The sequence below is a fragment of the Enterobacter cloacae complex sp. SHL001 genome, from assembly GCF_049236825.1.
Lineage (GTDB): Bacteria > Pseudomonadota > Gammaproteobacteria > Enterobacterales > Enterobacteriaceae > Enterobacter > Enterobacter hormaechei_C.
Genome location: NZ_JBMKIP010000002.1, coordinates 240,981 through 260,112, shown reverse-complemented (window position 1 = coordinate 260,112; position 19,132 = coordinate 240,981). Strand labels below are relative to the sequence as shown.

Here is a 19,132-nt window from a genome sequence, read left to right as displayed (position 1 = left end):
TGGTGGGGGCGAACAAATGGTTTGCAGTTAAGGCAGAACCACGGTATCGGGGAAAAAATAACACATAGTAGCTGGTCACATAAAGTGACCAGCATCAGGCCATACGACCCGTTTTTCTCACTGAGAATCGCTTACTGTTTCGCGCCTTCTACCGCTTCGCGAGCCAGTTTAGTGATGCGATCCCAGTCGCCTGCTTCCAGCGCATCCGCCGGAACCAGCCAGGAGCCGCCGATGCACAGCACGCTTTTCAGCGCCAGGTAGTCGCGGTAGTTGGCCGGAGAGATGCCGCCCGTTGGGCAGAAACGCACCTGGGAGAATGGGCCCGCAATGGCCTGCAACGCTTTGGTGCCGCCGTTCGCTTCAGCCGGGAAGAATTTGAACTCTTTCAGGCCGTAGTCCATGCCCAGCATCAGTTCAGAAACGGTGCTGATACCCGGGATCAGCGGAATAGAACCTTCGGTTGCGGCTTTAAGCAGGGGCTCAGTCAGCCCCGGGCTGATGGCAAACTGTGCGCCCGCTTCGGTCACTTCCGCCAGTTGCTGCGCATTCAGAACCGTACCGGCACCAATGATCGCTTCCGGCACTTCTTTGGCGATAGCACGGATCGCATCCATCGCACAGGCGGTACGCAGGGTCACTTCCAGAACGCGAACGCCACCCGCAACCAGCGCCTTCGCCATTGGGACAGCGTGCTCCAGTTTGTTTACCACAATAACCGGCACGACAGGGCCAGTGGTCAGGATTGCTTCTGCACTTGTTTTCCAGTTTTTCATCAGAGTTTTCTCTCGCCAGATCGTTAAAATCAAGTCGTCTTAAAACGTAATACAGGTTGCGCCCTGCTCCGCACCGGAGAGTTTCTCACGCAACGCACCAAACATTTCGCGTCCGGTACCCACGCGTGACGCGCTCAGGTCAGGAATATGTGGCTGACGCGCCGCCAGCTCTGCTTCATCCACCAGCAGGGTTAACTCGCCTGTCTGACCGTTAACGCGGATCATGTCACCATCACGCACTTTCGCCAGCAGGCCGCCGTCGTAGGCTTCCGGGGTGACATGAATCGCTGAAGGCACTTTACCGGATGCCCCTGAAAGGCGTCCATCGGTTACCAGTGCAATTTTGAAACGGCGGTCCAATAATACACCAAGCGGCGGCATAAGTTTATGTAATTCTGGCATCCCGTTCGCTTTTGGTCCCTGATGACGCACCACGACCACACAGTCTTTATCAAGCAGACCCGCGTCAAAGGCAGGTAAAACGTCGTGCTGGCTTTCAAACACCACCGCCGGGGCCTCAATAACCTGATTCTCTTCCGGCACGGCGGAGGTTTTCATCACGGCACGCCCAAGGTTACCGCTCAGAACTTTGGTGCCGCCGTGAGGAGAGAACGGCTGTTCGAAGGTTGCGATAACCTGAGGATCGAGCGAGTCGCTCGCCCCTTCGCGCCAGTCCAGCTCACCGTTGTTCAGCCAGGGTTCAAGGGTATAGCGATGCAGGCCAAAGCCCGCCACCGTGTTGACATCCTCATGCAGCAGGCCGCCTTTCAGCAGCTCGCGCATCAGCACCGGCACGCCGCCCGCGGCCTGGAAGTGGTTGATGTCCGCCGGACCGTTCGGGTACAGACGGGCCATCAGTGGTACCACGGAGGAGATATCGGAGAAGTCATCCCAGTTGATCAGAATGCCCGCCGCGCGCGCCATCGCGACAAGGTGCATGGTATGGTTGGTTGAACCGCCGGTCGCCAGCAGGGCGACAATCCCGTTTACGATGACTTTTTCATCCACCATTTTGCCCATTGGCATCCACTCGTTGCCGTTACCGGTCAGGCGCGTCACCTGACGGGCTGCGGCTTCGGTCAGCGCTTTACGCAGTGGCGCATCTGGCTGGATGAACGACGAGCCCGGCAGCTGCATACCCATAAACTCCACCACCATCTGGTTGGTGTTGGCCGTACCGTAGAACGTACAGGTGCCCGGCGCATGATAGGACGCGGCTTCCGCTTCCAGCAGTGCCTGACGGTCCGCTTTTCCTTCGGCATACAGCTGGCGGATACGGACTTTTTCCTTGTTTGGCAGACCGCTAGCCATCGGGCCTGACGGCACAAAAATCGCTGGCAGATGGCCAAACGACAGCGCGGCCATCACCAGCCCCGGGACGATTTTGTCGCACACGCCCAGATAGAGCGCGCCATCAAACATGTTGTGAGAGAGGCCCACTGCCGCCGACATGGCGATCACTTCGCGGCTCAGCAAGGACAGCTCCATACCGTCCTGGCCCTGGGTTACGCCATCACACATGGCCGGCACGCCGCCTGCAACCTGGCCCACCGCGTTCACGCTGTGCAGCGCATTGCGGATGATAGCCGGGTAGGCCTCATACGGCTGGTGGGCTGAAAGCATGTCGTTATAGGAGGTAATGATGGCGATATTGTTACGCAACATGCTTTTCAGCGCGTCTTTATCACCAGGCTGGCAGGCCGCAAAGCCGTGGGCCAGATTCCCGCAGGCCAGCTGAGAGCGATGGACAGTTTCACTCTTCGCCTGTTCGATGCGGGCAAGGTAGGCAGTACGGGTCTCTTTCGAGCGCTCAACAATGCGTTGTGTTACGCGTAACAATGTCGGATTCATAAAAGCTCCTCTAATTTATCTGTCCAGGCTCGGGAGTTTACACAGTTTCTGACGGTTGTTAACAACGCTGAAACGCCTGATATCCGGAGCACAGGGGCAAAATGTCTGAAGGGAGTGTAATAAAAAAAGCTCCGCGGGTGAATCCACGCGGAGCTTAAAAGATAAAAATTATGCCACTTGCTGTGTTAGATCATGTTACCGGTAAAATAACACCTTTGGGCTAGAGAAGGTGGTTATTCAAACTCGTTCCAGGAGCGGCCATCACGGGTGATCATCGCAACGGAGGCGACAGGTCCCCAGGTTCCCGCCTGATACGGTTTTGGCGCGTCCTGATCGGCTGCCCACGCTTCAGTGATAGAGTCGACCCACTTCCACGCCTCTTCCACTTCATCGCGGCGGACGAACAGCGCCTGGATACCACGCATGGTTTCCAGCAGCAGACGCTCGTAAGCATCGGCGAGATGCGTCTGGTTGAAGGTTTCAGAGTAGCTCAGGTCCAGCTTGGTGGTTTGCAGGTTGTGTTTGTGATCAAGGCCTGGCACTTTGTTGAGGATCTGAATATCCACACCCTCGTCCGGTTGCAGACGGATGGTCAGTTTGTTCTGCGGCAGTTCCTGCCAGGATTCTTTGAACAGGTTCAGTTCCGGATTTTTGAAGTAGACCACCACTTCGGAGCATTTTGCCGGCAGACGTTTACCGGTACGCAGGTAGAACGGCACACCGGCCCAGCGCCAGTCGTCGATATCCACGCGGATCGCCACAAACGTCTCGGTGTTGCTGGACTTGTTCGCGCCCTCTTCTTCCAGATAGCCAGGAACTTTTTTCCCCTGGGCAAAACCTGCGGTGTACTGGCCGCGCACGGTTTTCTCGCGCACGTTGGAGCGGTCAATACGGCGCAGTGATTTCAGTACTTTCACTTTGGCGTCACGAATGCTGTCGGCCGTCAGATCTGACGGTGGAGACATGGCAATCATGCACAGAATTTGCAGCAGGTGGTTCTGGATCATGTCACGCATTTGGCCGGCCTGGTCGAAGTAGCCCCAACGGCCTTCGATGCCCACCTCTTCCGCCACGGTAATTTCCACGTGGTCGATAGTGCGGTTGTCCCAGTTGTTCACAAACAGGGAGTTGGCAAAACGCAGCGCCAGCAGGTTCAATACCGTCTCTTTGCCCAGATAGTGGTCAATACGGTAAACCTGACACTCCTCAAAGAACTCGCCCACCTGGTCGTTGATTTCACGCGAGGTCGCCAGCGACGTACCCAGCGGTTTCTCCATCACCACGCGCGCCGGTTTGGCGTTCAGCTTCGCTTCGCCCAGACCTTTGCAGATGGCGCCGAAGGTGCTTGGCGGCATGGCGAAATAGTTAATAGTGACACGATTTTCCTGGTCAAGCATTTCACCCAGACGGGTAAAAGCGGCTACATCGTTGACGTCCAGGTTGCAGAAATCGAGACGCCCGCTCAGCTTATCCCAAAGGCTTTCATCGATTTTCTCTTTCATGAACGTTTCGAGCGCCTCGCGCACGACTTTGGTATAAGCCTCCTTATCCCAGTCGGCGCGCCCTACCCCAAGGATTCGGGTGTCGGGATGGATCTGGCCCGCTTTTTCGAGCTGATACAGGGAAGGCAGCAATTTTCGGCGTGCAAGATCGCCTTTCGCGCCGAAAATGACCAGGTCACATGCCTGGGCTGTTTGCGTTACCGCCATGTCATTCTCCTCAGTTAGATCGCCTGGTACTCTGCCAGGTATCGTTGTAATTTTATTACAATGCACTGTACTGCTTTTACGCGTTTCCTGAAACCATTAGCGCTTAACGTCGCGTGCGATACGGTGATTTTTCGTCGCCCGGGCCATTACGCCCGTCTGATGACGCAACAAACGTCGATTCTTTGCGCAACAGGGTTAGAGCAAAACCCGACGTCGATCAAGTAATGAAAAAAAACAACAACATTTCTTGTCGACGATTACCCTTTCGGGAGTCCCGGGGGTAATATCGGCTAAATCGAATCAAGATTTCATCTCTTTATGAAATCGTTTATGCCCTCATGAGCGTCTTGTTAACAATGAACATGCTGGAAAAAATCCAGTTTCAACTGGAACACCTTAGCAAATCCGAGCGCAAAGTGGCTGAAGTTATTCTCGCCGCGCCCGCTCAGGCGATTCATTCAAGCATCGCCGCTCTGGCACAGGAATCGGGCGTCAGCGAACCGACGGTCAATCGATTCTGTCGTAGTCTGGACACGCGCGGCTTTCCTGATTTTAAACTGCATCTGGCCCAAAGTCTGGCAAACGGCACCCCGTATGTTAATCGCAATGTAGATGAAGACGACAGCGTTGATGCTTACACCGCAAAAATATTTGAATCGGCTATGGCCACGCTCGACCACGTTCGCCAGTCTCTGGACATGAGTTCAGTGAATCGCGCGGTCGATCTTCTCACGCAGGCCAAACGGATTGCCTTCTTTGGCCTTGGCTCGTCCGCCGCCGTGGCGCATGACGCCATGAATAAGTTCTTTCGCTTTAACGTGCCGGTGATTTACTCCGATGACATTGTGCTGCAACGCATGAGCTGTATGAATTGTAGTGAAGATGATGTCGTGGTACTCATCTCCCATACGGGCCGCACCAAGAGCCAGGTGGAGCTGGCGCAGCTCGCGCGTGACAACGATGCGATGGTCATCGCCCTGACGACGGCAGGTACGCCGCTGGCCCGGGAAGCGACGCTCGCCATTACCCTGGACGTACCGGAGGACACCGACATGTACATGCCGATGGTCTCCCGCCTGGCGCAGTTGACGGTCATCGACGTGCTGGCGACCGGTTTTACCTTACGACGGGGCGCAAAATTCCGGGATAACTTGAAGCGGGTCAAGGAAGCCCTGAAAGAATCGCGTTTTGATAAAGAATTGCTTATAAAGAGCGATGTTCCCTAATAACTACGATGTACGATTTACGGCATTCGGTCCCCTCGCTACTGCCTTGCGATAGATGAAGGCCGATTCTATGTTCACGCAACACCAAAGTTGTTTCAGTCAACGGAGTATTACATGTCCAGAAGGCTTCGCAGAACCAAGATCGTCACCACCTTAGGCCCGGCCACCGACCGCGATAATAACCTCGAAAAGATTATCGCCGCGGGTGCCAACGTGGTGCGCATGAACTTCTCTCACGGTACGCCAGAAGACCATAAATTACGTGCCGACAAAGTGCGTGAAATCGCAGCTAAACTGGGCCGCCATGTTGCTATCCTCGGTGACCTGCAAGGTCCAAAAATCCGCGTATCGACCTTTAAAGAAGGCAAAGTCTTCCTCAACATCGGCGATAAATTCCTGCTGGATGCCAACCTGAGCAAAGGCGAAGGCGATAAGGAAAAAGTGGGTATCGACTACAAAGGTCTGCCTGCTGACGTTGTGCCTGGCGACATCCTGCTGCTGGACGACGGACGCGTACAGCTGAAAGTGCTGGAAGTTCAGGGTATGAAGGTATTCACCGAAGTGACCGTCGGCGGCCCGCTCTCCAACAACAAAGGCATCAACAAACTCGGCGGTGGCCTGTCTGCCGAAGCGCTGACCGATAAAGACAAAGCGGATATCGTGACCGCAGCGCAGATCGGCGTGGATTACCTGGCCGTCTCCTTCCCGCGCTGCGGCGAAGATCTGAACTATGCTCGCCGCCTGGCGCGCGATGCAGGCTGCGATGCGAAAATCGTTGCGAAAGTGGAACGCGCTGAAGCGGTCTGCGATCAGGACGCGATGGACGACGTGATCCTGGCGTCTGACGTGGTGATGGTTGCCCGTGGTGACCTGGGCGTGGAAATTGGCGACCCTGAACTGGTCGGTATCCAGAAAGCGCTGATCCGTCGCGCGCGTCAGCTGAACCGCGCGGTGATCACCGCCACCCAGATGATGGAATCCATGATCACCAACCCAATGCCGACCCGTGCGGAAGTCATGGACGTGGCGAACGCCGTGCTGGATGGTACCGATGCGGTGATGCTGTCAGCGGAAACCGCGGCAGGTCAGTATCCGGCAGAAACCGTGGCCGCCATGGCGCGTGTGTGCCTGGGTGCAGAGAAGATCCCAAGCATTAACGTCTCTAAACACCGCCTGGACATTCAGTTCGACAACGTGGAAGAAGCGATTGCGATGTCCGCGATGTACGCAGCCAACCACCTGAAAGGGGTCACGGCGATCATCACCATGACCGAATCTGGCCGTACCGCGCTAATGACGTCCCGTATCAGCTCCGGTCTGCCGATCTTCGCCATGTCCCGTCACGAGCGTACGCTGAACCTGACGGCGCTGTATCGCGGCGTGACGCCAGTATATTTCGACAGCACCAACGACGGCGTAGCCGCCGCGCACGATGCCGTGAACTTGCTGCGCGACAAAGGTTATCTGGTATCCGGTGATATCGTTATCGTGACGCAGGGTGACGTGATGAGCACCATCGGCTCAACCAATACCACCCGCGTACTGACCGTAGAGTAAGCTCCGATCCCCTCTCCCCTAAGGGGAGAGGGGTGAAGGTTTCCTATTTCTTCGGGAAAAGCTCTTTACGCTTGTACGGCTCTGTTTCTCCAGGTTTACGCGTTTTGAGCAACTTCAGGATCCACGTATATTGCTCCTTATGCGGCCCCACCAGCACCTCCACCTCTTCATTCATGCGACGTGCGATGGTGTGATCGTCTGCGGTCAGCAGATCGTCCATCGGCGGACGTACCTCAATGCTCAGGCGATGCGTTTTACCGTCATAAACCGGGAACAGTGGGATCACGCGGGCGCGGCAGACTTTCATCAGGCGACCAATCGCGGGTAGCGTGGCTTTATAGGTTGCGAAGAAATCGACAAACTCGCTGTGTTCCGGGCCGTGGTCCTGATCGGGCAGATAGTAGCCCCAGTAACCCTGACGTACCGACTGAATGAAAGGCTTAATGCCATCGTTTCGGGCGTGCAAACGCCCGCCAAAGCGACGGCGCACGGTATTCCAGACGAAGTCGTAGATTTTGTTTCCCTGATTATGGAACATCGCCGCCATTTTCTGGCCCTGCGACGCCATTAACATCGCCGGAATGTCTACCCCCCAGCCGTGCGGCACCAGGAAAATCACCTTTTCATCATTGCGACGCATCTCGTCGATGATCTCCAGCCCTTTCCAGTCAACGCGTTCGACGATCTTCTCCGGCCCTTTCAGCGCCAGTTCCGCCATCATCGCCATGGCCTGTGGCGCGGTGGTATACATGTCATCAATGATTGCTTCGCGTTCGGCGTCGCTTTTATCCGGAAAACAGTACAACAGATTTATTTGCGCGCGGCGGCGTGCGCTTTTACCTAAGCGCCCTGCCAGGCGCCCCACTTTGCCGAGCACCGGATCGCGGAGGGAAGCAGGTAGCAACGCCATGCCAGCAAACGCGTATACGCCAAGCCAGGCGCCCCAGTTACGCGGGTGGCGGAAAGATTTTTCAAACTCGGGAATGTACTCAATATTGTTTTTTTTGGTTTCCATGCGGGTTCCAGGGTCTGGTGACGCAAAAATATATTCGGATAGTGTAGCGAGGCTGCCGCCCGCGCACAAAAGAAAAAGCCGGCGCATACTGACGCCGGCTTTTTAAATCAGGAGAGCTTAGTCGAAGCGCAGCTGCGGCATCACCTCTTTCACCTGCGCCAGGTAATCTTTGCGATCTTTGCCGGTCAGCCCTTCGGTACGCGGCAGTTTTGCCGTCAGCGGGTTAACCGCCTGCTGGTTGATCCACACTTCGTAGTGCAGGTGCGGACCCGTCGACCGGCCGGTGTTACCGGACAACGCGATGCGATCGCCACGTTTCACTTTCTGGCCCGGTTTGACCAGCAGTTTACGCAGGTGCATGTAGCGGGTGGTGTACGTACGACCGTGACGAATAGCAACGTAGTAGCCAGCAGCACCGCTGCGTTTCGCCATGACCACTTCACCATCCCCTACCGCCAGCACTGGCGTGCCCTGCGGCATGGCGAAGTCAACGCCACGGTGCGGCGCTACGCGGCCAGTTACCGGGTTCAGACGACGCGGGTTGAAGTTGGAGGAGACGCGGAACTGTTTCGCCGTTGGGAAACGCAGGAAGCCTTTTGCCAGACCCGTACCGCTGCGGTCATAGAACTTACCGTCTTCCGCGCGAATAGCGTAGTAGTCTTTGCCGTCTGAACGCAGACGAACACCCACCAGCTGGCTCTGCTCGCGCTTACCATCCAGCATTTCGCGGGACATCAGGACAGAGAACTGATCGCCTTTTTTCAGTTTGCGGAAATCCATCTGCCACTGCATGGCTTTGATCACCGAGCTGATTTCAGCGCTGGTCAGGCCGGCATCGCGTGCGCTGGAAACAAAGCTGCCGCCGACGGTCCCTTTCATGACGCTGTTAACCCAGTCGCCCTGCTGCAATTCGCTGGTCATTTTGAAACCGTTTGCAGTGCGATCGTAGGTGCGGGTTTCGCGACGGGACATCTCCCAGGTCAGACGTTGCAGATCGCCGTCGGGCGTTAGGGTCCAGGAAAGCTGCTGACCAATTTTCAGGTTACGCAGCTCTTTATCGGATGCGGCGAGCTGGCTGATGTTGCCCATGTCGATACCGTACTGGTTCAGGACGCTGCTCAGCGTATCGCCAGTAGAAACAACATATTCATGAATGCCGGCTTCATTCTGGATCTTGTCATCCAGCTCATCCTGGGGAATCGCTTCATCTTCCTGAGCGGCCTGATCGATAGGCTCGCTGGCCTCAGGCAGCAGAGAGCGGATCTCGCTCTTCTCCAGTTCGATGGTTTTAATAATTGGGGCGGAACTCGGGTGGTAAACATAGGGCCGCCAGACGGCGACCGCTAATGTGAGAACTGTAAGCGACCCCAGCATAACGCGGTGGGGTCGAGGCAGATTGTTAAATGCCAGGGCGACAGAGCGGGCTATCTGTTGCACGTATTCACTTCCTCGTTAATCTCCTTTCAGGCAGCTCGCATACTGATTCGCCAGTTGGCTGAGGAACTGCGAATAGCTCGCTTTGCTCAACTGGATGTTCGTACCTAGCGGGTCAAGGGTTCCCATGCGCACGGATGTTCCCCTGGCCACGGCTTCTACGACCGCTGGCCTGAACTGTGGCTCAGCAAAAACGCATGTCGCTTTTTGCTCAACCAACTGTGTTCTGATTTCATGTAAACGCTGCGCACCAGGCTGAATTTCAGGGTTGACGGTAAAATGCCCCAGCGGGGTCAGACCGTAATGTTTCTCGTAATACCCGTAGGCATCATGAAAAACGAAGTACCCTTTTCCTTTAAGCGGTGCGAGCTCGTTACCCACCTGTTTGTCGGTTGCAGCTAATTGAGCCTCAAAATCCTTCAGGTTGGCGTCGAGTTTGATTCGACTTTGCGGCATAAGTTCCACTAATTTGTCGTGGATTGCAACCGCTGTAAGCCGCGCTATCTCTGGGGAGAGCCAGAGATGCATGTTGTATTCGCCGTGATGGTGATGGTCGTCACCTTTTTCACCGTGAGCATGGTCGTGGTCGTGGTCGTCACCCTCGTCCTCAGCTCCTTTCATGAGTAACGGTTTCACGCCGGACAGCCCGGCAATCGTCACCTGTTTCTCAGCGGGAAGCTGACTGGCTGACTTCTGCATGAACGCTTCCATCTCAGGACCAATCCAGACCACTAAGTCCGCGTTCTGTAAGCGTTTTACATCAGATGGACGCAGGGAATAATCATGCTCGGAAGCACCATCAGGCAGCAGAACCTGGGTCTCAGTGACCCCATCCGCGATGGCAGAGGCGATAAATCCAAGCGGTTTAAGCGAAGCGACAACGGCGGCGTTAACATCTTGTGCTGTTGTACCCCAAAGAGCAGCGGATAAAGCTGCGAAAAGAAGCGTATTTTTCTGTAACATAATGCGACTAATCATCGTAATGAATGCGTGGAATGTGATATTATAACATTCGATGACTTCTGCAAGCTTAAATTGACATGACGACTTTAGTTTCTCTTGAAAATGTTTCGGTCTCATTCGGCCAGCGCCGCGTCCTTTCTGACGTGTCGCTGAATCTGAAGCCCGGCAAAATACTCACGCTGCTCGGCCCTAACGGTGCAGGCAAGTCGACGCTGGTACGCGTCGTATTAGGCCTGGTAGCCCCTGACGCAGGTGTTATCGTCCGCCAAGACAAGTTGCGTATCGGCTATGTGCCGCAAAAATTACACCTCGATGCCACCCTGCCCCTGACGGTGAGCCGCTTCCTGCGCCTCCGTCCCGGTACGCGTAAAGCGGATATCCTCCCGGCGCTTAAACGCGTTCAGGCGGGACATCTTGTTGAGGCACCCTTGCAAAAGCTGTCGGGCGGTGAAACCCAGCGCGTATTACTTGCCCGCGCCCTGCTCAGCAGCCCTCAGCTGCTGGTCCTGGACGAGCCGACGCAGGGTGTTGACGTCAACGGTCAGGTTGCGCTGTACGATCTGATTGACCAGCTCCGTCGGGAGCTAAACTGCGCGGTGCTGATGGTGTCCCATGATCTGCATCTGGTGATGGCCAAAACCGACGAAGTGCTGTGCCTGAACCATCACATTTGTTGTTCCGGCACGCCGGAAGTGGTGTCAATGCATCCGGAATTTATCTCTATGTTTGGCCATCGTGGCGCCGAGCAGCTGGGCATCTATCGTCATAATCACAATCACCGCCATGATTTACAGGGACGAATCGTCCTGCGTCGGGGAAATGGACACTCATGATTGAACTGTTACTGCCCGGCTGGCTGGCCGGGATTATGCTTGCCTGCGCCGCGGGTCCACTCGGCTCGTTTGTCGTCTGGCGCAGAATGTCCTATTTCGGCGATACGCTGGCCCATGCTTCATTGCTGGGTGTGGCGTTTGGTTTGTTACTGGACGTGAACCCGTTTTATGCGGTGATTGTCGTCACGCTGCTGCTGGCTGCCGGTCTGGTCTGGCTGGAAAAACGTCCTCATCTGGCAATTGATACCCTGCTCGGCATTATGGCGCACAGCGCCCTGTCGCTGGGCCTGGTGGTGGTGAGCCTGATGTCAAACATCCGCGTGGACCTGATGGCCTACCTGTTTGGCGATCTGCTGGCCGTCACGCCCGAAGATCTGATTTCTATTGCCATTGGCGTGGCAGTGGTGCTCGGGATCCTGCTGTGGCAGTGGCGGAATTTACTGGCTATGACCGTCAGCCCGGATCTGGCCTTTGTCGATGGCGTGAAGCTTCAGCGCGTGAAGCTGCTGTTGATGCTGGTGACGGCGTTAACCATCGGCGTGGCGATGAAATTTGTTGGCGCGCTGATCATCACGTCGCTGCTGATAATTCCTGCCGCCACTGCGCGCCGTTTTGCGCGTACGCCGGAGCAAATGGCCGGTATCGCGGTGATTATCGGAATGATTGCGGTGACGGGCGGGTTAACCTTCTCGGCGTTTTATGACACGCCAGCGGGGCCGTCGGTGGTACTGTGCGCGGCGGTGTTGTTTATTTTCAGTATGATGAAAAAGACCGCGCAGTAGTCAGCATGTCCCCGGTGGCGCTTCGCTTACCGGGGCTACAATTTATCGCTGCTTACGGCATCGCGGGCGGCGTAATGCCGAAATGATTCCACGCCCGCACCGTTGCCATACGACCACGCGGGGTACGCTGCAAGAAGCCCTGCTGGATCAGATACGGCTCCAGCACGTCCTCGATAGTCTCACGCTCTTCGCCAATTGCCGCCGCCAGGTTATCCAGCCCTACCGGCCCGCCAAAGAACTTATCCAGCACCGCCAGCAGCAGCTTACGGTCCATATAGTCAAAGCCTTCGGCATCGACATTCAGCATATCCAGCGCCTGGGCGGCGATCTCGGCCGATATGGTGCCGTCGTGCTTCACCTCGGCAAAGTCACGCACCCGGCGCAGCAGGCGGTTGGCGATACGCGGCGTACCGCGGGAGCGCTTCGCCACTTCAAACGCCCCCTCTTCGCTCATATCCAGCCCCATGTAGCGCGCGCTGCGGCCCACAATATGCTGAAGGTCAGGCACCTGATAAAACTCCAGACGCTGCACGATACCAAACCGGTCGCGTAGCGGAGAGGTCAGAGAGCCGGCGCGGGTCGTGGCGCCAATCAGGGTAAACGGCGGCAGATCGATTTTGATCGAGCGCGCGGCCGGACCTTCACCGATCATGATATCCAGCTGGTAATCCTCCATTGCCGGATAGAGCACTTCCTCCACCACCGGTGAAAGACGGTGGATCTCATCGATAAACAGCACGTCATGCGGTTCGAGGTTGGTCAGCATCGCCGCCAGGTCCCCTGCTTTCTCCAGTACCGGGCCGGAGGTGGTACGCAGGTTAACGCCCATTTCATTGGCGACGATATTCGCCAGGGTGGTTTTACCTAACCCCGGCGGCCCAAAAATCAGCAGGTGATCGAGCGCATCGCCGCGCAGCTTTGCCGCCTGGATGAAAATCTCCATCTGAGAACGAACCTGCGGCTGGCCGATGTACTCATCCAGCAGTTTGGGACGGATCGCGCGATCCACCACGTCATCTGGCTGAATAGTGCCTGCCGATACCAGGCGGTCTGCTTCAATCATCCTTTACCTCACAATGCAGCGCGCAGCGCTTCACGAATCAGGGTTTCACTGCTGGCATCCGGTTTAGCAATTTTGCTCACCATCCGGCTGGCCTCCTGAGGTTTATAGCCCAGCGCCACCAGCGCGGCAACCGCTTCCTGCTCGGCATCATCATCCGATGCAGGCGCGCCCGGGGAAGTCAGCACTAGATCGGCTGCCGGCGTGAACAGATCGCCATGCAGACCTTTGAAGCGGTCCTTCATCTCGACAATCAAACGCTCGGCGGTTTTCTTCCCGATGCCCGGAAGTTTAATTAACGCAGCCGGATCTTCACGCTCAACGGCGTTCACAAACTGTGGCGCTGACATACCGGACAGAATCGCCAGGGCCAGCTTCGGCCCGACGCCGTTGGTTTTAATCAATTCGCGGAACAGGGTGCGTTCCTGTTTGTTATTGAAGCCGTACAGCAGCTGAGCGTCTTCACGCACCACAAACTGGGTAAAGACAACCGCCTCTTTGCCCGCCTCCGGCAGCTCGTAGAAGCAGGTCATCGGCATATGGACTTCATAGCCCACGCCACCCACTTCCAGCAGCACTAACGGGGGTTGTTTTTCAATGATGATGCCTCTGAGTCTGCCTATCACGTGACGCTCCTGCGTTCTGGAAGAAATTATCTGCCGACATAATAAAAAAAGGCTGGATAAACATCCAGCCTGATTTGTCATTATCGTAACCTGCCACGCGCCAGATTGAGCCGCGACTCGCTCATTTGCATCGCATTCTGGCTGACGTGACAGTGGGTAATCGCAATGGCCAGCGCATCCGCGGCGTCGGCCTGCGGGTTCGCAGGGAGCTTCAGCAGGGTACGCACCATGTGCTGCACCTGGCTTTTCTCCGCGCTACCAATGCCCACCACCGTCTGCTTAACCTGACGGGCCGCGTACTCAAACACCGGCAGATCCTGGTTCACGGCGGCAACAATCGCCACGCCGCGCGCCTGACCGAGCTTTAACGCCGAGTCAGCGTTCTTCGCCATAAAGACCTGCTCGATGGCGAAATAGTCCGGCTGAAACTGGGTGATGATCTCCGACACGCCCGCATAGATGAGCTTCAGGCGCGACGGCAGATCGTCCACTTTGGTGCGAATACAGCCGCTGCCGAGGTAGGTTAGCTGGCGTCCCACCTGACGGATAACGCCATAGCCGGTGACGCGTGAGCCGGGGTCAATCCCGAGAATAATCGACATCACGCGTCTCCCGTAAACGGTTTACAGGCTCTCATCAGAGAGTCGCTGCAACCTCATCAGAGATTTCACCGTTGTGATACACTTCCTGCACGTCGTCGCAGTCTTCGAGCATGTCGATCAGACGCAGCAGTTTCGGTGCGGTTTCCGCATCCATGTCCGCTTTGGTAGACGGGATCATGGAGACTTCAGCGTTATCCGCCTTCAGGCCAGCCGCTTCCAGCGCATCGCGCACGGCACCCATCTCTTCCCATGCGGTGTAAACATCAATAGCACCGTCGTCGTAGGTCACCACGTCTTCCGCACCGGCTTCCAGCGCCGCTTCCATGATCGCATCTTCGTCGCCTTTCTCGAAGGAGATGACGCCTTTTTTGCTGAACAGGTACGCTACGGAACCGTCAGTGCCCAGGTTGCCGCCGGTTTTGGTGAACGCGTGGCGCACTTCCGCAACGGTACGGTTACGGTTGTCGGACAGACACTCAACCATCACCGCCGTACCGCCAGGACCGTAACCTTCATAAATGATGGTTTCCATGTTCGCGTCTTCATCACCGCCCACGCCACGTGCGATGGCACGGTTCAGGGTGTCACGCGTCATGTTGTTAGACAGGGCTTTATCCACCGCTGCGCGCAGACGTGGGTTAGAGGCCGGATCGCCGCCGCCCAGACGCGCCGCTGTCACCAGCTCACGAATGATTTTGGTAAAGATTTTACCGCGTTTGGCATCCTGTGCCGCTTTGCGGTGTTTGGTGTTGGCCCACTTACTATGACCTGCCATAAAAAGTTCTCCAAAAATCGCGCCTTCTCAGGCTGCGTTAATTACAAATTCTTCAATCGCCTGCCGGTTGCTCCACGACTTGGTCAGTGCGGCGGCATCCGCCGCATTCACCCAGCGGTAGGTCAGGTGTTCCGTGAACACGATCTCCCGCTCATGGGGAAGCGCAAGGCAGAACCACGATTCCGTATTGCGCTCAATGCCCGGTGCATAGCGATGACGTAAATGGCTAAAAATTTCAAACTCCACCGTGCGCTGACAGTCCTTCAGGGTCAGTTGCTCGCGAGCAACGTCAATGGCGACCTCTTCCTTTACTTCACGCGCGGCGGCCTGCGGCGCGGTCTCCCCCTCTTCCAGGCTGCCGGTAACCGACTGCCAGAAATCCGGATCGTCGCGCCGCTGCAACATCAGCACCCGCTTCGTGTCTTCTGCATAAATGACCACCAGAACCGAAACGGGACGCTTATATGCCATATCAGTTTTTCTCTTCCTTCTTCACCACCTCAATGCCCAGCTCAGCCAGCGCGGCCGGGTTGGCAAAGCTTGGCGCTTCAGTCATCAGACACGCCGCTGCGGTGGTTTTCGGGAAGGCGATCACATCACGGATGTTGTCGGTGCCGGTCAGCAGCATGGTCAGACGGTCAAGACCGAAGGCCAGACCCGCGTGCGGAGGGGTACCGTACTTCAGGGCGTCCAGCAGGAAGCCAAACTTCTCGCGCTGCTCCTGCTCGTTAATGCCCAGAATGCCGAACACGGTCTGCTGCATTTCACCGCTGTGAATACGCACGGAACCGCCGCCCACTTCGTAGCCGTTGATGACCATATCGTAGGCGTTTGCCACCGCGTCTTCCGGCGCTGCTTTCAGCTCTGCCGCCGTCATCTCTTTTGGCGAGGTGAACGGGTGGTGCATCGCGGTCAGGCCGCCTTCACCGTCGTCTTCGAACATCGGGAAGTCGATTACCCACAGCGGCGCCCATTTGCTTTCGTCGGTCAGGTTCAGGTCTTTGCCGAGCTTCAGACGCAGCGCGCCCATCGCATCCGCAACCACTTTCTTGTTGTCTGCACCGAAGAAGATCATGTCGCCGTCCTGCGCGCCGGTGCGCTCAAGGATCGCTTCCACGATGTCCGCATTCAGGAATTTCGCCACCGGGCTGGTGATGCCTTCCAGACCTTTTGCACGCTCGGTTACTTTAATATAGGCCAGACCTTTCGCGCCGTAGATCTTGATGAAGTTGCCGTAGTCGTCAATCTGCTTACGGCTCAGGGCAGCACCGCCCGGAACGCGCAGGGCAGCCACGCGGCCTTTCGGATCGTTAGCCGGGCCAGCAAAGACCGCGAACTCAACGGCTTTCACCAGGTCTGCCACGTCCACCAGCTCCATCGGGTTACGCAGGTCTGGTTTGTCAGAACCGTAGCGACGCTCGGCTTCCGCGAAGGTCATGACAGGGAAATCGCCCAGCTCAACGCCTTTCACGTCGTTCCACAGGCTACGCACCAGGGCTTCCATCACCTCACGCACCTGCTCAGCGGTCATGAAGGAGGTTTCCACATCGATCTGGGTAAATTCTGGCTGACGGTCAGCGCGCAGGTCTTCGTCGCGGAAGCATTTCACGATCTGATAGTAGCGATCGAAGCCGGACATCATCAGCAGCTGTTTGAAAAGCTGTGGTGACTGCGGCAGCGCGTAGAATTTGCCTTTATGGACGCGAGATGGCACCAGGTAGTCGCGCGCGCCTTCCGGCGTGGCTTTGGTCAGCATCGGGGTTTCGATATCAAGGAAACCGTGGTCATCCATAAAACGGCGCACCAGGCTGGTGATTTTCGCACGGGTTTTCAGGCGCTGAGCCATTTCCGGGCGACGCAGATCCAGGTAGCGGTATTTCAGACGCGCTTCTTCGGTGTTGACGTGGTTGGAGTCCAGCGGCAACGCTTCCGCGCGGTTGATGATCGTCAGATCGGACGCCAGCACTTCGATAGCGCCGGTCGCCATGTCGGCGTTGACGTTTTTCTCGTCACGCGCACGCACGGTGCCCGTCACCTGAATGCAGAACTCATTGCGCAGCTCAGAAGCCAGCTTCAACGCATCAGCGCGATCCGGATCGAAGAACACCTGAACGATACCTTCGCGGTCACGCATATCAATAAAGATAAGGCTACCAAGATCGCGACGACGATTGACCCAACCACACAGGGTGACCTGCTGCCCGACGTGGGACTGACGCAGCTGCCCGCAATATTCTGTACGCATGAGATATCCCTTAATTAGCCGCAGGCTGATTGTCGCCTGTCTCGCAGGCTACGATGTCGCAGCTTTCTGTATGTCACAACTGGATGAAAAAAGGCGGCTATTATACTGGAAATTCTGCCGCACGATAAGAGCGAAGCACGGCCTGACGCGCGTTTGCTGAACTCTTATTGCCTATTCTCACAAAAATTAACAAAATTATCCGACCGATAACAGGCCATCACGTCGTAAGGTGTAGAAAAGCAATCATTTGACGGGAGTGACGATGTTTACACTTGATGCCACCAAAACCGCCCTTGTGGTCATTGATTTACAGGAAGGCATTCTGCCTTTTGCCGGTGGTCCGCACACCGCTGACGATGTGGTCAGCCGCGCTGCGCGCCTGGCAGAAAAATGCCGCTCCAGCGGCTCGCCTGTTGTTATGGTGCGCGTCGGCTGGTCCGCTGATTTCGCCGAAGCGTTAAAGCAGCCGGTTGATGCCAAGGCCCCGGCGCAGGCGCTGCCGGACAACTGGTGGACATATCCTGTCTCGCTCGGTAAACGCGACAGCGATATAGAAGTCACCAAACGCCAGTGGGGCGCATTCTACGGCACCGACCTGGAGCTCCAGCTGCGCCGTCGCGGGATCGACACTATTATTCTGTGCGGGATCTCCACCAACATCGGTGTGGAATCCACCGCCCGTAACGCCTGGGAGCTGGGCTTTAACCTGGTGATCGCGGAAGATGCGTGCAGCGCAGCCTCTGCGGATCAGCACCAGGGCAGCATGACCCATATCTTCCCGCGTATCGGTCGCGTGCGCAGCACGGATGAGATCCTCAACGCGCTATGATGTACGTGGGCCTGCCCCAGTGGTCGCACCCGAAATGGGTGCGCCTGGGTATTACCAGCCTTGAAGAGTATGCCCGACACTTTAACTGCGTTGAGGGCAATACCACGCTGTACGCTCTGCCCCGCGCGGAGATCGTCGAACGCTGGCGCGAGCAAACCACCGACGACTTCCGCTTTTGCTTTAAATTCCCGGCGACCATCTCCCACAACGCCGCGCTGCGCAACTGCGATGATTTAACCCACGAGTTTTTCACCCGGATGTCGCCTCTGGCCAACCGTATTGGCCAGTACTGGCTCCAGCTTCCCGCCACGTTTGGCCCGCGCGACCTGCCTGCCCTCTGGCAGTTTCTCGACGCCCTGCCGCATGGCTTCACCTACGGCGTAGAAGTAAGGCATCCGGAATTCTTTGCCAAGGGCGACGTGGAGAAAGCGCTCAATCGCGGCCTGCATGAACGATCGGTCAACCGCGTGATCCTCGACAGCCGCCCCGTACATAGCGCAATCCCGCACAGCGAAGCCGTTGTTGATGCCCAGCGCAAAAAACCGAAAGTGCCCGTCCACGCGATCGTAACGGCACAGAACCCGATGGTCCGGTTTATCGGCAGCGATAACATGCAGCAAAATGAGGAGATGTTCGCCGTCTGGCTGCAAACGCTGGCGAAATGGGAGCACACCACCACGCCGTACCTTTTTTTACATACGCCGGATATCGCACAGGCGCCTGAACTGGTCGATGCTCTCTGGCAAGCCTTGCAGCAGGCGGTTCCGTCGGTTGGCCCCGCGCCGTCCATCCCACAACAATCTTCTCTTTTCTGAAATCACCCCCTATCATAGAGACGTGCCATCTGCCAAA

18 protein-coding genes are annotated in these 19,132 nt (G+C 56.6%); 6 read left to right on the top strand and 12 right to left on the bottom strand.

Going from position 1 to position 19,132, the window contains the following annotated elements; all coding sequences use genetic code 11:
* Nucleotides 1–131: 131 nt before the first annotated feature.
* The 3 genes from kdgA to zwf form a co-directional block, all read right to left on the bottom strand.
* Nucleotides 132–773, bottom strand: coding sequence for a bifunctional 4-hydroxy-2-oxoglutarate aldolase/2-dehydro-3-deoxy-phosphogluconate aldolase (gene kdgA, locus ACOTYH_RS06745; protein WP_003859774.1), 642 nt, complete (start codon nucleotides 771–773; stop codon nucleotides 132–134).
* 39 nt (nucleotides 774–812) lie between these two features.
* Nucleotides 813–2,624 (bottom strand): phosphogluconate dehydratase, encoded by a 1,812-nt coding sequence (edd, locus tag ACOTYH_RS06740; RefSeq protein ID WP_017693246.1) that lies wholly within the window; start codon nucleotides 2,622–2,624, stop codon nucleotides 813–815.
* Nucleotides 2,625–2,857: 233 nt separating this feature from the next.
* Nucleotides 2,858–4,333, bottom strand: coding sequence for a glucose-6-phosphate dehydrogenase (gene zwf / locus ACOTYH_RS06735; RefSeq protein ID WP_045328651.1), 1,476 nt, complete (start codon nucleotides 4,331–4,333; stop codon nucleotides 2,858–2,860).
* A 356-nt stretch (nucleotides 4,334–4,689) separates the two neighbouring features.
* Here zwf and ACOTYH_RS06730 point away from each other — a divergent pair, with 356 nt between their 5' ends.
* Together ACOTYH_RS06730 and pyk are read left to right on the top strand one after the other, a co-directional pair.
* On the top strand, nucleotides 4,690–5,559 hold the full coding sequence (locus ACOTYH_RS06730; protein WP_003859769.1) for a MurR/RpiR family transcriptional regulator: 870 nt from the start codon (nucleotides 4,690–4,692) through the stop codon (nucleotides 5,557–5,559).
* Between the two features lie 114 nt (nucleotides 5,560–5,673).
* Nucleotides 5,674–7,116: a pyruvate kinase gene (gene pyk / locus ACOTYH_RS06725; RefSeq protein WP_003859767.1), complete on the top strand. Its 1,443-nt coding sequence runs from the start codon at nucleotides 5,674–5,676 to the stop codon at nucleotides 7,114–7,116.
* 43 nt (nucleotides 7,117–7,159) lie between these two features.
* Here the strand turns inward: pyk and lpxM are convergent, their stop codons facing one another.
* The 3 genes from lpxM to znuA form a co-directional block, all read right to left on the bottom strand.
* On the bottom strand, nucleotides 7,160–8,131 hold the full coding sequence (lpxM, locus tag ACOTYH_RS06720; protein WP_015570283.1) for a lauroyl-Kdo(2)-lipid IV(A) myristoyltransferase: 972 nt from the start codon (nucleotides 8,129–8,131) through the stop codon (nucleotides 7,160–7,162).
* Nucleotides 8,132–8,248: 117 nt separating this feature from the next.
* Nucleotides 8,249–9,568, bottom strand: a complete 1,320-nt coding sequence (gene mepM, locus ACOTYH_RS06715; RefSeq protein ID WP_003859762.1) for a murein DD-endopeptidase MepM — start codon at nucleotides 9,566–9,568, stop codon at nucleotides 8,249–8,251.
* Between the two features lie 15 nt (nucleotides 9,569–9,583).
* A complete protein-coding gene (gene znuA / locus ACOTYH_RS06710) occupies nucleotides 9,584–10,528 on the bottom strand; it encodes a zinc ABC transporter substrate-binding protein ZnuA (protein WP_058707350.1) in 945 nt (314 codons plus the stop codon).
* A 77-nt stretch (nucleotides 10,529–10,605) separates the two neighbouring features.
* On the opposite strand from znuA, the gene znuC reads away from it, so the two are divergent.
* Nucleotides 10,606–11,361 carry a zinc ABC transporter ATP-binding protein ZnuC gene (gene znuC / locus ACOTYH_RS06705; protein ID WP_017384350.1) on the top strand — a complete coding sequence of 252 codons (756 nt, stop codon included), beginning with the start codon at nucleotides 10,606–10,608 and terminating at the stop codon, nucleotides 11,359–11,361.
* Entirely contained in the window at nucleotides 11,358–12,143 is a 786-nt protein-coding gene (gene znuB / locus ACOTYH_RS06700) for a zinc ABC transporter permease subunit ZnuB (RefSeq protein WP_015570280.1), read from the top strand. The genes znuC and znuB overlap by 4 nt, the downstream gene beginning before the upstream one ends.
* Before the next feature lie 52 nt (nucleotides 12,144–12,195).
* On the opposite strand, the gene ruvB is transcribed toward znuB, so the two are convergent.
* The 6 genes from ruvB to aspS all read right to left on the bottom strand — a co-directional run bounded on the left by ruvB (nucleotide 12,196) and on the right by aspS (nucleotide 17,451).
* Nucleotides 12,196–13,206: a Holliday junction branch migration DNA helicase RuvB gene (gene ruvB, locus ACOTYH_RS06695; protein WP_003859753.1), complete on the bottom strand. Its 1,011-nt coding sequence runs from the start codon at nucleotides 13,204–13,206 to the stop codon at nucleotides 12,196–12,198.
* A gap of 8 nt (nucleotides 13,207–13,214) precedes the next feature.
* Nucleotides 13,215–13,829: a Holliday junction branch migration protein RuvA gene (gene ruvA / locus ACOTYH_RS06690; protein ID WP_003859751.1), complete on the bottom strand. Its 615-nt coding sequence runs from the start codon at nucleotides 13,827–13,829 to the stop codon at nucleotides 13,215–13,217.
* Nucleotides 13,830–13,909: 80 nt separating this feature from the next.
* A complete protein-coding gene (gene ruvC / locus ACOTYH_RS06685; protein WP_003859749.1) occupies nucleotides 13,910–14,431 on the bottom strand; it encodes a crossover junction endodeoxyribonuclease RuvC in 522 nt (173 codons plus the stop codon).
* A 34-nt stretch (nucleotides 14,432–14,465) separates the two neighbouring features.
* On the bottom strand, nucleotides 14,466–15,206 hold the full coding sequence (locus ACOTYH_RS06680; RefSeq protein WP_003859747.1) for a YebC/PmpR family DNA-binding transcriptional regulator: 741 nt from the start codon (nucleotides 15,204–15,206) through the stop codon (nucleotides 14,466–14,468).
* A gap of 27 nt (nucleotides 15,207–15,233) precedes the next feature.
* Nucleotides 15,234–15,677, bottom strand: coding sequence for a dihydroneopterin triphosphate diphosphatase (gene nudB / locus ACOTYH_RS06675; protein ID WP_006811037.1), 444 nt, complete (start codon nucleotides 15,675–15,677; stop codon nucleotides 15,234–15,236).
* 1 nt (nucleotide 15,678) lies between these two features.
* Nucleotides 15,679–17,451 (bottom strand): aspartate--tRNA ligase, encoded by a 1,773-nt coding sequence (gene aspS, locus ACOTYH_RS06670; RefSeq protein WP_017384352.1) that lies wholly within the window; start codon nucleotides 17,449–17,451, stop codon nucleotides 15,679–15,681.
* A gap of 262 nt (nucleotides 17,452–17,713) precedes the next feature.
* Here aspS and ACOTYH_RS06665 point away from each other — a divergent pair, with 262 nt between their 5' ends.
* Both ACOTYH_RS06665 and ACOTYH_RS06660 read left to right on the top strand, forming a co-directional pair.
* Nucleotides 17,714–18,280 carry a hydrolase gene (locus ACOTYH_RS06665; RefSeq protein WP_421637634.1) on the top strand — a complete coding sequence of 189 codons (567 nt, stop codon included), beginning with the start codon at nucleotides 17,714–17,716 and terminating at the stop codon, nucleotides 18,278–18,280.
* Complete coding sequence (locus tag ACOTYH_RS06660; RefSeq protein ID WP_032669630.1) at nucleotides 18,277–19,095, top strand: DUF72 domain-containing protein; 819 nt, start codon at nucleotides 18,277–18,279, stop codon at nucleotides 19,093–19,095. The genes ACOTYH_RS06665 and ACOTYH_RS06660 overlap by 4 nt, the downstream gene beginning before the upstream one ends.
* Nucleotides 19,096–19,132: the final 37 nt, after the last annotated feature.

Bases quoted from the DNA above. Each gene is read 5' to 3' on its own strand.
- kdgA (WP_003859774.1), bottom strand. From the start codon at position 773: ATGAAAAACTGGAAAACAAGTGCAGAAGCAATCCTGACCACTGGCCCT.
- edd (WP_017693246.1), bottom strand. From the start codon at position 2,624: ATGAATCCGACATTGTTACGCGTAACACAACGCATTGTTGAGCGCTCG.
- zwf (WP_045328651.1), bottom strand. From the start codon at position 4,333: ATGGCGGTAACGCAAACAGCCCAGGCATGTGACCTGGTCATTTTCGGC.
- ACOTYH_RS06730 (WP_003859769.1), top strand. From the start codon at position 4,690: ATGAACATGCTGGAAAAAATCCAGTTTCAACTGGAACACCTTAGCAAA.
- pyk (WP_003859767.1), top strand. From the start codon at position 5,674: ATGTCCAGAAGGCTTCGCAGAACCAAGATCGTCACCACCTTAGGCCCG.
- lpxM (WP_015570283.1), bottom strand. From the start codon at position 8,131: ATGGAAACCAAAAAAAACAATATTGAGTACATTCCCGAGTTTGAAAAA.
- znuA (WP_058707350.1), bottom strand. From the start codon at position 10,528: ATGTTACAGAAAAATACGCTTCTTTTCGCAGCTTTATCCGCTGCTCTT.
- znuC (WP_017384350.1), top strand. From the start codon at position 10,606: ATGACGACTTTAGTTTCTCTTGAAAATGTTTCGGTCTCATTCGGCCAG.
- znuB (WP_015570280.1), top strand. From the start codon at position 11,358: ATGATTGAACTGTTACTGCCCGGCTGGCTGGCCGGGATTATGCTTGCC.
- ruvB (WP_003859753.1), bottom strand. From the start codon at position 13,206: ATGATTGAAGCAGACCGCCTGGTATCGGCAGGCACTATTCAGCCAGAT.
- ruvC (WP_003859749.1), bottom strand. From the start codon at position 14,431: ATGTCGATTATTCTCGGGATTGACCCCGGCTCACGCGTCACCGGCTAT.
- ACOTYH_RS06680 (WP_003859747.1), bottom strand. From the start codon at position 15,206: ATGGCAGGTCATAGTAAGTGGGCCAACACCAAACACCGCAAAGCGGCA.
- nudB (WP_006811037.1), bottom strand. From the start codon at position 15,677: ATGGCATATAAGCGTCCCGTTTCGGTTCTGGTGGTCATTTATGCAGAA.
- aspS (WP_017384352.1), bottom strand. From the start codon at position 17,451: ATGCGTACAGAATATTGCGGGCAGCTGCGTCAGTCCCACGTCGGGCAG.
- ACOTYH_RS06665 (WP_421637634.1), top strand. From the start codon at position 17,714: ATGTTTACACTTGATGCCACCAAAACCGCCCTTGTGGTCATTGATTTA.
- ACOTYH_RS06660 (WP_032669630.1), top strand. From the start codon at position 18,277: ATGATGTACGTGGGCCTGCCCCAGTGGTCGCACCCGAAATGGGTGCGC.